At 56.6% G+C, this 12,799-nt stretch carries 12 protein-coding genes and 1 pseudogene; 7 read left to right on the top strand and 6 right to left on the bottom strand.

Going from position 1 to position 12,799, the window contains the following annotated elements; translation table 11 throughout:
* Positions 1–26: 26 nt before the first annotated feature.
* The 7 genes and pseudogenes from ACIOZM_RS00475 to ACIOZM_RS00445 all read left to right on the top strand — a co-directional run.
* A pseudogene (locus ACIOZM_RS00475) lies at positions 27–443 on the top strand (acyl-CoA dehydrogenase family protein); the annotation flags it as partial.
* A 329-nt stretch (positions 444–772) separates the two neighbouring features.
* Positions 773–1,375: a hypothetical protein gene (locus ACIOZM_RS00470; protein WP_401208146.1), complete on the top strand. Its 603-nt coding sequence runs from the start codon at positions 773–775 to the stop codon at positions 1,373–1,375.
* Positions 1,376–1,409: 34 nt separating this feature from the next.
* A complete protein-coding gene (locus ACIOZM_RS00465; RefSeq protein WP_401208143.1) occupies positions 1,410–1,919 on the top strand; it encodes a flavin reductase family protein in 510 nt (169 codons plus the stop codon).
* Between the two features lie 39 nt (positions 1,920–1,958).
* A complete protein-coding gene (locus ACIOZM_RS00460; protein ID WP_401208140.1) occupies positions 1,959–2,888 on the top strand; it encodes a VOC family protein in 930 nt (309 codons plus the stop codon).
* Positions 2,889–2,927: 39 nt separating this feature from the next.
* Positions 2,928–3,863 (top strand): 3-keto-5-aminohexanoate cleavage protein, encoded by a 936-nt coding sequence (locus tag ACIOZM_RS00455; RefSeq protein ID WP_401208137.1) that lies wholly within the window; start codon positions 2,928–2,930, stop codon positions 3,861–3,863.
* 216 nt (positions 3,864–4,079) lie between these two features.
* Positions 4,080–4,712: a TetR/AcrR family transcriptional regulator gene (locus ACIOZM_RS00450; protein ID WP_401208134.1), complete on the top strand. Its 633-nt coding sequence runs from the start codon at positions 4,080–4,082 to the stop codon at positions 4,710–4,712.
* Between the two features lie 386 nt (positions 4,713–5,098).
* A complete protein-coding gene (locus tag ACIOZM_RS00445; RefSeq protein ID WP_401208132.1) occupies positions 5,099–6,403 on the top strand; it encodes a carbohydrate porin in 1,305 nt (434 codons plus the stop codon).
* Positions 6,404–6,461: 58 nt separating this feature from the next.
* Here the strand turns inward: ACIOZM_RS00445 and ACIOZM_RS00440 are convergent, their stop codons facing one another.
* The 6 genes from ACIOZM_RS00440 to ACIOZM_RS00415 form a co-directional block, all read right to left on the bottom strand.
* Complete coding sequence (locus ACIOZM_RS00440; RefSeq protein ID WP_401208129.1) at positions 6,462–7,385, bottom strand: LysR family transcriptional regulator; 924 nt, start codon at positions 7,383–7,385, stop codon at positions 6,462–6,464.
* 124 nt (positions 7,386–7,509) lie between these two features.
* The gene (locus tag ACIOZM_RS00435) at positions 7,510–8,475 is read right to left on the bottom strand and encodes an MBL fold metallo-hydrolase (protein WP_401208127.1); all 966 of its coding nucleotides are present in this window, start codon (positions 8,473–8,475) and stop codon (positions 7,510–7,512) included.
* Positions 8,476–8,498: 23 nt separating this feature from the next.
* Positions 8,499–9,437 (bottom strand): fumarylacetoacetate hydrolase family protein, encoded by a 939-nt coding sequence (locus ACIOZM_RS00430; protein ID WP_401208124.1) that lies wholly within the window; start codon positions 9,435–9,437, stop codon positions 8,499–8,501.
* A 57-nt stretch (positions 9,438–9,494) separates the two neighbouring features.
* The gene (locus ACIOZM_RS00425; RefSeq protein WP_401208121.1) at positions 9,495–10,841 is read right to left on the bottom strand and encodes an MFS transporter; all 1,347 of its coding nucleotides are present in this window, start codon (positions 10,839–10,841) and stop codon (positions 9,495–9,497) included.
* A gap of 117 nt (positions 10,842–10,958) precedes the next feature.
* A complete protein-coding gene (locus ACIOZM_RS00420; protein ID WP_401208118.1) occupies positions 10,959–11,588 on the bottom strand; it encodes a nuclear transport factor 2 family protein in 630 nt (209 codons plus the stop codon).
* 69 nt (positions 11,589–11,657) lie between these two features.
* Positions 11,658–12,785: an FAD-dependent monooxygenase gene (locus tag ACIOZM_RS00415; RefSeq protein WP_401208115.1), complete on the bottom strand. Its 1,128-nt coding sequence runs from the start codon at positions 12,783–12,785 to the stop codon at positions 11,658–11,660.
* Positions 12,786–12,799 lie beyond the last annotated feature (14 nt).

Genomic DNA, 12,799 nt, shown 5'->3' with positions numbered 1-12,799 from the left:
GAAATGTAGTGATTCGGGCGTTGAAAATGCTGCAAAAGAAAACAATTGAATACTGTCTCATTTTTGTAGAGGATATCAATAACACGTTGACGGCGCTTCTTCGCTGGACGTGGGAACCCCAAAACAAGATAAAAACAGGTGAGAACATGACTTCGCTCCAACGCAGCGACCTACCCGGTAATGCCTCCGACACCTTTGGAAATAGCGCTAGCCTGTTGGCTCATGCGCGTTCGCTGGTGCCTGCACTGAAAGAACGCAGCAAAGAAACTGCCGGTCTCGGACGCCTGCCGGAACTAACGCTCGCTGACTTGGATGCAGGTGGATTGCTGGGCATGACCATTCCGCGTCGTTACGGCGGCAGTCAGGTTTCGGTGCGGACGTTTCTTGATGTGGTCGCCGAAATCGGTCGTGGTGACGCATCGGTGGCGTGGGTCACGGCGCTGACCAACATTACCAACTGGTGTGCCGCGTCGTTCTTTGGCGAGGAGGCCGCAAAAGAGGTGTTCTGCGGCGCCAAACCGGCTCGGGTTGTCGGTGTTCTATCGCCACGTAAAGCCGTCGTACGCAAAGTCGAGGGCGGTTATCTGATCGAAGAGGGCGTGTGGGGCTTCAATTCCGGCGTCTACCACGCGACGTGGGACATGCTCGGTATTCCCTTGGTCGATGAGCACGGTAAAGTGCTGGACCAAGGCGCGGCGCTGATTCCGATCGAGCAGGTGCAGATCCTCAATGACTGGAACGTCATTGGTTCAGTGGCAGCGGCAGTTCCAGCGTGTCAGTCAGCAATGTGTTTGTGCCGGACTCGCGCATTGCGTCGGTCAGCCAGGCCATCGAAGGCAATTACCAGTCGACGCATCTGGAAGGCGAGTCGGCGTATCGCGCGGCGTGCATGCCGATGCTGGCGATCATTCTGGCCTTCCCTGCATTGGGCCTCGGCGTCGCGGCACTGGAAACATTCCTCGAAACGCTGCCACGTCGCGGCATCCAGTATTCCTGGTACAGCAAGCAGGCCGACGCGCCCGTCACCCATCTGGTGGTCGGCGAAGCCTCGGCGAAAATCGACGCGGCGCGGGTCATTCTTGAGCGCCACGCCGACACCATTGATGCCAGCGCCGCATCGGGCGTCTACATGGATTACCTCGAACGCGCCAAGGTACGCCGCGATGTCGGCTACGCCGAAACCTTGATCTGGCAAGCCGTCGACATGCTCGCGTCGGCCTCGGGTGGCTCGTTGGCCTCGGCCAATAACCCGATGACCAAAATCTGGCAAGACGCGCGGGTGGCCTCTTTGCACGGCATCGTCAACCCCTCTCTGAATTTCGAAACCTACGGCCGGCTTCTCTGCGGCAATACCGCCGGCACGCCGTTTATCTAAGCGCGCAACGCTGCGTATTCACCGGGAGACGACCATGCAAGCCAAAGCAATAGACGCGCGGGTTTTTCGCCGCGTGATGGGCAAATTCGCCACCGGCGTGACCGTGATCACCTTCATCCACGAAGGGCAATTCAGCGGCATGACGGCCAACGCCTTTATGTCTCTGTCGGTCGATCCGCCGATGGTTTTGATCGCTGTGCGCAATCAGGCGCGATTCGCTGGCGCGATCAAACCCGGCGATGCGTTCGGCATCTGTTTTCTGCGGGAAGAACACGAAGCGCTGAGCAGTCACTTCGGCGGTAGGCCTGTGGCGGATCTGCCGGTGGACTATCGCCAACTGGGCGACGCCCCGGTATTGGCCGGTGCTTTGGTGCAACTCGCGGTGCGCGCCAACGCGGTTCACGAGGGTGGCGATCACCTGATCTATACCGCCGATGTACAAGCCGTGGAAGAGTCGGACGGTCGTCCGTTGCTGTTCTATTCCGGCTCTTACAAGCAACTCCATGCTCTCGACCCTGCGACCTGCTGGTTCGATCTGGGCTAGCTGACAACTCCATCTCAACAATTACAAAAGGAGCACGCCATGATTGCTGTACGTGATATCGCCTATGTTCGTTACCAGGTCGAAGATCTTGACGCTCAAGAACAGTTTTTGCGCGATTTCGGACTGCTGCCGCACGTTCGAACTGCCGACACTTTGCAGATGGCAACTTATAAGGGTGGTTACCCGGCCTACATCGCACAACGCGGCCCGAAAAAAGCGCTGGGCATAGGTTTTCAAATCGCCAGTTTTGATGATTTGAAACGCGTTGCCACTCACTTCAACAGCGACATCTGTGAAAACACCGAACTCGGCACTGGCTGGGTGCTGACGCTACAAGACCCAGATGGCCTGCGCGTGGATTTGCTTCACGCCGGCGACGTGATTGCGCCACAGACTGCACGGCCGCCGCTGTTGCTGAACAACGCTGAACAACGCCCGCGCCTCGGCAAAACAAATCGCATCGACATCCAGCCTTCGCACGTCATGCGCCTTGGCCATGTGGTGTTGAAGACGGTCAATTTCGCGGCGATGTTCAGTTTCTATCAGGACCTGTTGGGCTTCCGTGTGTCCGACAGCTACTTCGCCGAAGCCCCGGAAAACACCGTCGCAACCTTTATGCACTGCGGGCTGGGGGACGAGTTCACCGACCACCACACCGTTGCGTTGATCAACATGGGCGCCGAAGAACCGGCGTTCGACCACTGCGCATTCGAAGTGCTGGATTGGGACGATGTGGCTTGCGGAAGCCAGTTCCTCACGCAAAAACAATACAACCACTCTTGGGGCATTGGCCGGCATGTGCAGGGCAGCCAGATCTTCGATTACTGGCTGGACCCGGCCGGCAACAAGATTGAGCACTGGACGGACGGTGATCTGGTCAACGACACGACCCCGGTCACCCATGAGCCGCTGAGCCTCGACGGTCTCTCGCAATGGGCACCGCCGCTGTCGCCTGAATTCCTCGCCTGACCCGCTGACCTCTCCAAAAAAACCTACAAGGAAATCCCCATGGCTGCCAAAGCGTCGAAAATTATCATCACCTGCGCCATCACTGGCTCTGTTCACACGCCGTCGATGTCGCCGTTCCTGCCGATTACGCCCGATCAAATTGCCCGCGCCTCGATTGAAGCGGCAGAGGCGGGCGCATCGGTTGTCCACCTGCATGCCCGTGACCCAGAGACCGGAATTCCGAGCCAGGATCCGAATCTGTTCGAGCAGTTTCTGCCACAGATCAAACAAGAGTCGGACGTCGTAATCAACCTCACGACCGGTGGCTCGCCGGCCATGACCATCGAAGAACGGCTGCAACCGGTCATGCGTTTCAAGCCCGAAGTCGCTTCGTTGAACATGGGCTCGATGAACTTCGGCACCTATGAACTGCTGCAGCGCTTCAAAGAGTTCAAACATGACTGGGAACAGCCGTTCCTGGAGGCCAGCGACGAGCGCATCTTCCGCAACACCTTCAAGGACATTGCGCACATTCTCGGCACCTGCGCGCAGAACGACACGCGCTTCGAAATCGAATGCTACGACATCGGCCACCTCTACACGGCAGCGCATTTTCGTGACCGCCAATTGGTCAAAGACCCGCTGTTCATTCAGTCGGTGTTCGGTATCCGTGGCGGCATCGGTGCGCACCCGGAAGATGTCATGCACATGAAGCGCACCGCTGACCGCCTGTTTGGTGACACTTACAACTGGTCGGTGTTGGGCGCGGGCGCTCATCAAACGCGCATTGTCACGCAGTCTCTGTTGATGGGCGGGCACGTACGTGTGGGCCTCGAAGACAACCTCTGGGCCGCTAAAGGCCGACTGGCGCAAAGCAATGCCGAGCAGGTTGCAGCGATAAAATCGGTGATCGAATCGCTGGGCTTCAGCGTGGCTACCCCGGATGAGGCGCGTGAGATCATGGGCTTGAAAGGGCGTGACAACGTCGCGTTTTAACGCTGGGTCATTGCCTGTCACAAACCCCGTCAGCCGCAGCGGCGGGGTTCTAAAGCCCGGTTTCTGTCTGGTGACAGTTGAATCGGGTATGCTTGGCCCCATTGAAAAAGTCACCTCTCGGTCACCCCAATGAATGAAATAGCAGCGCCTTCACCGCGATCGCCAAAGCGCTCAAAAACCGCTGCCCCCTCGCCAGAAAAAGTCGCTGATGATGCTGTGCCGACGACGGAAGTCAAAAAGCCGCGCATCAATGAGAAAGCCCGACTGCGCACGCGCAACAAACTCTTGCGTGCGGCGCGCACCGTCATGGCCGGCAAGGGCATCGAAGCAACGACGATCAACGACATCACCGAAGAGGCCGAGCTGTCCTTCGGTTCGTTCTACAACTACTTCTCCAGCAAGGAAGAAATCGCCCGCGCGGTGTTTATCGACGACGCGCAGTTGCTGGTCGAAGCGTTTGAAGCTGCTGTCACTCCGACCACCGGCATCGCCGAGATCGTCGGCACCAATTTCCGTCTCTGCGTACACCGTGGAATTTGCGACCCGATCTGGGGCTGGTTTCTGGTGTACTCGATTTACAGCATCAACGACATGCTGGCGATCATGGGTAAACCCTTGGCGCGTGACATCAGGATCGGCAACGAGTCCAACGACTTTGACGTTGTGGATGTCGATGCCACAGTGGACTGCATTATTGGCGGCATGCTGTTTCTACTACGTCAGGTTTTGACCGGGACTCGTCCTGTGTCTGCCGTTGAAAGCGCAGTGCAATACGTGCTTCGAGGCCTGGGTGTGAGCCACGAAGAAGCTGCGCGCATCGTTCAGCTCGATCTGAGCAACGTTCTCTAAATCATTTTCGATCCTGCATCTGTGGCGAGGGAGCTCGCTCACTTTGGACTGCGCAGCAGGCCTTTCTTATAAGGAAAGGGCCGCTACGCGCCCCAGCGGGAGCAAGCTCCCTCGCCACATTTTATTTTCCAATTGCCGATCTTTACTCATCTATCCATGACAGTACCGGTCAGTCACAAGTAAAGCTGATGCCATCAACAAGCACATGTGATTTCCCAAGTCCCGGCTGAAACGAGACTATTCGATAAGCGCTCGTTATATGAGCGCGAAGTTCCCGTTTTAGTGACAGAGGCCCATGGATGGCTTCAAGTTCTGATTAATAAATCCAAAAAAATAAATGTTTGTCTTTGAAGACATCCTTATCACAAAAATAATAGGGGAGTTGTATGAAGAATTTGGCGTATTGCTGCGCGGCCGGTGCAGCCTTGACGTGCTATGCGAGTCTGGGCTTGGCAGCAGATGGACAAACCAGTGACGCCGAGTGGGCGAAAATCAACTCACTGACATGGCAAGCCCAAGGCTTGACGACCCGGTTCCCGCCGTTACAGGACTCTATTCTGGCGGACAGCGGCAGTTGGCGCAGTGAATTGGCTAAACACAATATCGGCATCGAGCCACGTATTGTGATTAACGGCATCACAGACTTTAATCAGAACAACAATAAACCCAAAGACAGTTATGTCGGGCAGGGCGGCGATTTAATGGCCGGCACCTACTTTATTGACTTTGTTTATGGTCTGGACGACTTGGGGCTGCCGAACTCCAAGATCATGGCGTGCGTAAACTCGACCAACTCTTCTGTTGCAGGCAACCCACCGAACAACACGGCGGTCGCCTGCCTGAGTTACTTTCAAACTTTTCTCGACAAGAAAGTTGAGTTGAAGGCAGGTTTCGAGCCGAACTTGTATACCTATGTCGGTTTATTCACCGGTGGTGACGCGACGCTGACCAATACCCTCGGTTCGGTGATCCCGGTAGAGGCCGGTTTGAGTGATCCGGTAACCACGCCGCCGATGGTCAACCTGGCCTATAAGGGCGAGGATGGTTTCTATGCGCGCGGTGGCGTGCAGCGCAGCGTTTCGCCGAATGGGCGGGTGTATGAAGTCGAGAACAACGGCATCGGTCTGGATGCTTCGATGGAAGACGCCAAAGTTCTTTACGTCAGTGAAGTGGGTATAGATCGCAAACCTACACCCGGCGGTAACCGGCTGTGGGTTCGTGCGGGCGGTGTCTCGAACCCGACCAAATATAAAGCCTTTGAAGGTGGCGAAGAATCCAACAAAGCCTACTGGGCATTGGCGGACTACCAAGTCACTCAGCCCGACAAGAGCATTCCGGTTCATGGTCTCTATGTAGGTGCATCGGCGATGTACGCGCCTTCCGATGTCAACCTGTACACCCAGAACTATGAGGCGCGCATGTACTACTATGGCCCGTTCAAGTCGCGTCCTTTGGACAAGGTTTCCTTTGTCGTAGGCAAAAACGTGTTCAGTCAGGAAGCCCAGGATACGTTGGCCGCCCGCAGAATCGACACTGCCTCTACGCAATTGAGTGCTACGGCGGCATATGCGATGCACGTTACCCGCGGCGTCTATCTGTCTTCAGCCGTGGGGTACACCAAAGATCCTTCGTTTACTGCCGATATCAACCACGCGCTGACGTTCAAGTTGGGATTGTTGTTCAACTTCTAAGCCGTATTACAGTCGCAAAAAAAGCCGTCGAAAGACGGCTTTTTCATTGGCTGGAATATCAGATTTTCCGACCCGCATCCTTGAACAGGTCCCGGATAAAACTATGTCCGGGATCAGAGTCATTGCGGTCCAGCCACACCAGCGACTCTTCCAGCGGTCTGATTTCAATCGGGCACTCCATGATTTTCAGATTCAGCGCGTGGGCCATGGCTTGTGCCATTCGGCGATGAATAGTCGCAACCAGCGGTGTGCCAGGCAGCATCATGATCAGGCTGGAAAAGCTTGGCGCCTTGGTGACGATGCGCGGTTCGATGCCGGCACGCAGCCAGCCGCGATCAATCAAAGTGCGCCAATCGCTGCCAAACGACACCTGGCCATGCGGCGCACCAATGTACTGTTCCAGCGTGATGTCATTGGTCGCGTCGAAATGCGCAGGGTCGACTACACAGACAAAGTCATCACGGAACAAGCCTTCGATCCGAAAGTGTTCGCTGGGTTTGTAGACCTTGTGGTTGTCCCAGTCGATCAGACCCACGCAAAAGTCCAGATCGCCACGCTCCAGACGGTTGTAACTGTCGGCATCCAGACGCTCAACATGGATCACTGTATGCGGTGCGGATTGCAGCAGCAGACGCAGCACGCTCGGCATCAGCACCATTGCCGCGTAATCCGTCATTGCCACTTTGAAGTGTCGTTGCTCGGTTTTCGGGTCGAACTTCGGTCGAACTTGCAGTGCCGTTTGAATGCTCGATAACGAGGTTTTCACCGGTTCCATCAACGCTGTTGCCAGAGGTGTCAGTTCGAAATTGCGACCGACACGCACCAAAAGTTCATCATCGAAATGTTCGCGCAAGCGGCGCAGTGAAGCACTCATCGCTTGCTGCGTGACGAAGAGCCTTTCGGCCGCCCGGGTGACGTTGCGTTCGGTAAGAAAAGCATCGAGGGAGCGCAGGAGATTCAAATCGAAATGTTGAAATTGCATGTGAAGTTCCGCCATTACAGAGTTCGATTATTTTTATTGGATGTTGCTGAGCCGTGAGGCGGCCCGAACCAATCGATAGCGAGCGTTTCGGGTTTTCGGAGGGGGGCTGCGACGAGGTAGGGATTTATTGCTGCGTCAATTCCTGGTACGTCGTTTCAGTGAACGTCGGGAACATTTTCGCCAGTCCTCTTGGCGGCGGATCGTTGAGCGCCGCTTTCACTTCATCGAGGGTTTTATGTTGCGCCACCAGTTGTTCGATCTCGGCTCGACGCGACATCGCGATTTGCAGGCGCTCTTGCAGATCCGCGCGCTTGAGCGGCTGACCATGGCCTGACACATAAACCTGCGCATTCAGTGCAATCAGCGCTTGCATGGTTTTGATCCAGCCGAGGGATGAACCGTGCTTGTTGAGGTGGATGCCAGGGTATTGGCTGAAGTCCGGGGCGAGGATATCGCCGGTGAATACAACATCTTGCGCCGGCAGGTAGATGATCAAATCACTGTCAGTATGCGCGGGAGCCAAGTGCATCAGTTGCAGCGTCACGCCGTCGACGACAATGGTCTCGCTGTCTTTAACGGTTTTTGTGGGCAAGTAGTCCTTTAACTCTGCCGGCGTGGTCGTGGTATTCATCAACGGGTTTTGCAGGGCTTCCTGCATTTCCGGCCCGGTGTTTTCCTGCGCGATGATCTCCAGGCCACGCGGATAAGCCGGCAAGCCGTTGACGTGGTCTGGATCGCTGTGGGTGAGGATGATGGTGCTCACGGGTTTGGGCGTGATTTGCGCAATGGCCTTCAGGACTTTCTTCGCTGCTGGAGCGAACATCTGCGCGTCGACGAGGATGACACTCGAGTTCGCCACGATAATCCCGCTATTGGCCATGCCACCGCTGACGTAATAAATGCCCTCACTGACGGGATGAACCGTGATGGGCGCTACCGTCGCATACATGGTCAGTAACTTGGCAAGAACGGGCGGAGAGGGCCTCGGCATGAAAAAGGCCACACCAGCCAGGACGGCTACTACAACAACTACGCCTACTGCTGTTTTACGAAACATCGTACTCACTCCGCCACATAAAATTACCGCCACTGTCCTCGTGCAGACCTGTTGGCTTAATGGCTCTTGTAGATTTCCAGCGCTTCTTTGAAGGCTGCCACCGGATCGGTTTTGCTCACCGGCGCACGGTTGATGCCCTGGCTGCCAATGATCGAGTTACGCAGTACGCCGACACCGGCTATTTCCACTTCACAGATGTCGCCTTCCTGCATCCACAGTTGCGGTTTACGGAACAAACCCACGCCTGCGGCAGAGCCGGTAACGATGACATCACCCGGTTGCAGCTCGGTAAATTCGGAAATGTAGCTGATGATCTGCGGGAAATTGTAGATCAGGTCCGCGTAGGGCATTTCCTGCACCACGTTGCCGTTCAAGCGCGTAGTAAGCGTCAACGTCGTCGGGTCGGTGATTTCATCGGCAGTGACCATCCACGGGCCGAACGCGCCGGATTTAGGAAAGTTTTTACCTGCGGTGAACATTGGCGAGTGGCATTGATAATCACGCAACGAACCGTCGTTGTAGCAGGCGTAACCGGCGACATGACTGAGGGCGTCGGCCTCACTGATGTGCCGGCCAAGTTTGCCGATGATAATTGCGATTTCGCCTTCGAAGTCGTATAGCGGGCTGTTGTTAGGCTTTTCCATCGGTGTGGCATGGCCGACGTGCGAACGGGCGGTTCGAGTGAAAATGTACGGCTTTGGCGGCACATGTTCATGCCCACTGAACTGCGCTACTTCCGCACAATGCGAGTGAGTGTTCATGCCCATGCAGAAAATTGCGCCCGGGTTGGTGATCACCGGCAGCAGACTGACCTGACTCAACGTGTAGTCGACCTGACTCGGCAGGGTAAGGTTGTCGAGGCAGGCCAGGCCATGTTCTAACAGAGCTTTCAGGCTAGCCACTTCCGGAAGGCGCGAGCTGAGATCGATGATGCCATCGGCACGTACCAGACCAAAACGTTCACGACCTTCTACGAGATACGAAGCAAGTTTCATGTTGATTCCTACGCATTGAATTTTGATGTGTTGAATTGTTCGGTAATGGGCTCATCGTCACGGGCGCGGATGTGCCACGACGGGCTGCGCTGCGTTGTCCTTTGACTTGGGCATGGACAGCAGGATCAAACCGGCAAGAATCGGCGCAGCCGCAAAGAACAGCGACACCTGGCCACGAGAAAACCCAGAAGCGAACATCCAGCCAGCCAGTGCAGGACCGACAACGCTGGACACGCGGCCGACGCCAAGAATGAAGCCGATGCCAGTCACACGGGTATGGGGAGGGAAGGCCGAAGCCATGGTCGCGTAAAACACTCCGGTAGCGCCGGAGATGCAGAAGCCGGCGAGGGCGGCCACCAGAATCAACGTCGTCAGCACCGGCGGGGTGAAGCCAAACACGCCGACGAAGATACCGAAGCCAATCATCCCGAAAGAAGCCACCCGACCGGCGCCTACGCGAGTTGCCAGCGCGCCGAGTACGACCGCACCGATCATCCCAAGGGCATGACTGACAGCCGAAACACGGCTGCCTGTGGCCGGAGGAAAACCGGCATCAGCGATGAACTGAGGCATCCAGTTGAGCAAGAAATACATCGTCGTCGACGCGAGCATGAAAATCAGCGTCAGACGCACGGTGACACCAATGATTTCCGGGCCAAACAACGCTTTGTAGGAAGGTCGTTGCGATTCTCGTTTCTCAGGCAGTTCGCTCAGCGGAGGGTGCTTTAGATGCGCAAGCACACGGTTGACGCGAGCCAGCGCGTTGGCTGGACGACGGGTGAGCAGATACGCTGGGGATTCAGGCAAAACCCAAATGACAATCGGCACCACAATTGCGCCGGCGACAGCGCCGGAGATGTACACCGCGTGCCAGCCAAAGTGCGTCAGCAGCGGTGCCGCGATCAAGCCGCCCAGAATCGAGCCGAAAGTAAAACCAACGGTTGTGATCGCGACAGCGAAGGCCCGACGACGGCTGTTACAGAACTCTGCGGAAATCGACATCGTCAGGGGCACCATCACGCCGATGCCCATTCCGGTGATTACCCGGCACGCCGCCAGGGTCTGGATATTTTCGCAAAAAGCCGAGAGCAGCGAGCCGCCGATCATCAGCGCGAGACCACCAAACACCAATGGTCGACGCCCCCATACATCTGCGAGCGGCGACAGCGCCAAAGCACCGATTGCCATGCCAACCAGGCCGCTGGAAAGCAGCATCCCCAGCGCAGCTTTATCGATGTTCCAGGCCACGCTCAACGCCGGCGCGGTGAACGCGGTCGCCAATACGTCGTAACCGTCGAGTGCAGCCAGCAATACGGATAGGCACAGCACCAGAATCTGGGCGCGGCTCATGGGCATTTCGTCAATCGAGGGCAGCAGACCGGCCCCCTTGGTTATGATTGTCATCGCACGCTTCCTGTTGAGCCTGGGCCTTTCAGATTCGGCGATGCCGGACGCCTGAAAGGCTGGCTGTTTATTGTTGTTGGTGTCGAACAGCGTCATTGCCGGCTAGCGGGTGCAGCATCAAGCGGGTTGCAATGCCCTTGCCTCAGCAAGCCAGGCTTTGCCTTCGGCATACAGTTGATGGGTCGCTTCGGTGTTGTCGACGTATTGCCCGGGCTGAACGGCGAAACCGGTTTTGTTCAGCATGAAGCCCAGGTATTTGTATGCCGGGTCGAACTGGCTGGTGTCCATCCACAGGCTTTTGAACCAGAACACCAGCGATGGCTCGATGCTGTCGAGGCGGTCTTTCTGATAGATGCAGTAGCGGCGGGAGATCTTCCAGTTGCCGTTGTCCTTGACGATGAAGTCGTAGAACAGCGCCTCTGACGTCAGATCCAGACCGGGGCTGGCGACTTCCGAGCGGGCCATGATCGATGCCGGCGTGATCGCGATGGCACGGTCAGCGCTGACGTCGATGATCGAAGGTTTCATCACGTGCATGGTTTTCACCGGGCTCTTCGACATGCCTTTCGAGCCTTCGACAAAGCCCTGAATCGAACCGATGTACCAGGTTAGATGGATGGTCCCGTCATCGACGAACGTCGAGCGCAATTCGTCCCACATTTTATGGTCGCGAAAGAACCCCCAGTTCAACAGCAACTGGCTGATCTCGGTGATGTCCTGCGCGTTTGCCTTGTTCTTGTTGGTCATGGAAAAAACGCTTCCGGTCGGGTGGAAAATGAGTTGAGAAAAACGTTTTCTCAGGTTGTGCGGGGTTACTCAGTAAGGTTGCGAAATAGCCGTCAAGGCAGCCATCATCACCGCGCCGTTTTCGGTGGGAGGCGCTTTCCTTTGTTCCAGTTGCGAGAGCTTGACGCTGCTGTCGACGACGGTTTTTACCCGCTCGAAACGGCGTTGCATGAACGCATCGAGTGCTTCTGGCAATGAGGTGGCGGTTGCAATGCACTGGCCCAGCACTACTGCGTCTTCGAGCGCCATGCCGGCGCCCATACCCAAATGCGCGGTGGTTGCGTGGGCGGCGTCACCGATCAACAGGGTGCGACCGCGATGCCATTGATCCGGGACGAGAATCCAGTCGAACGGGCGCCCGATCAGTGCGGAGTCTGACTTGAGACGCTCTTGAAGGTGCTTGATCGGTGCCGCTGAAATCGAATCCAGCAAGCGTGTAAAGAGCCCGAGCACATCGGCGTCGCTCAGCCATGTGCGCTCGGGAATCGTCAGCACGGCCGGGACATACGTCAGGTTTTGATGCGGCAGATGGTAGAAGCCTACTTTGCCGACATCGCTTGTGTACCAGCCTTCGCCCTCGATGGCCGGGCCAGGAACCATCCAGCGAATGCTGATCTGGCCCGAGTACTCAGGCTCGCCAATCTCGGGGAAAACCATTTTGCGGGTGTGAGAGTGGATACCGTCAGCTCCGATCACCAGATCGAATGCGCGAGTTTCACCATCGGAAAAAGTCACCAGCGCTGAATCGCCACTGTCGTCGATGGCAGTGATCGTCAGGCCTTTGCGAATGCTGCACAGCGAGTTTGCGGTGTTTTCCAGAATCTGCGCAAACGCAGGACGGAATACGGCAACGCCATCCTTCGAACCTGGCCATTCTGGTCTGCGAGGTGCCGCGCGGAGCAGTTGCCCGTCAGCGGCGTAGAGCGAGGCAGCAGTCGAATCAGCAGCGAAAGTTCTGCCGGTGTCGCAGCACTCTTGGTACACCCCAAGTTCAAACAGGGCTTCGGCCGCACGACCGGACAAGGCCATCGAGGCGCCGTCAGGCTTGCCGTGGAGTTCGACCACTTCGCAATGCACACCGAGGCGGGACAAGGCGATCGCCGCCGACAGTCCCGCAACTCCACCACCTACAATTAGCGCTTTCGAAATACAGGCCATTTTTCGACATTCTC

This window comes from Pseudomonas sp. NPDC087346 (genome assembly GCF_044744235.1).
Classification (GTDB): domain Bacteria; phylum Pseudomonadota; class Gammaproteobacteria; order Pseudomonadales; family Pseudomonadaceae; genus Aquipseudomonas.
This window is presented reverse-complemented; position numbering and strand designations above follow the sequence as displayed.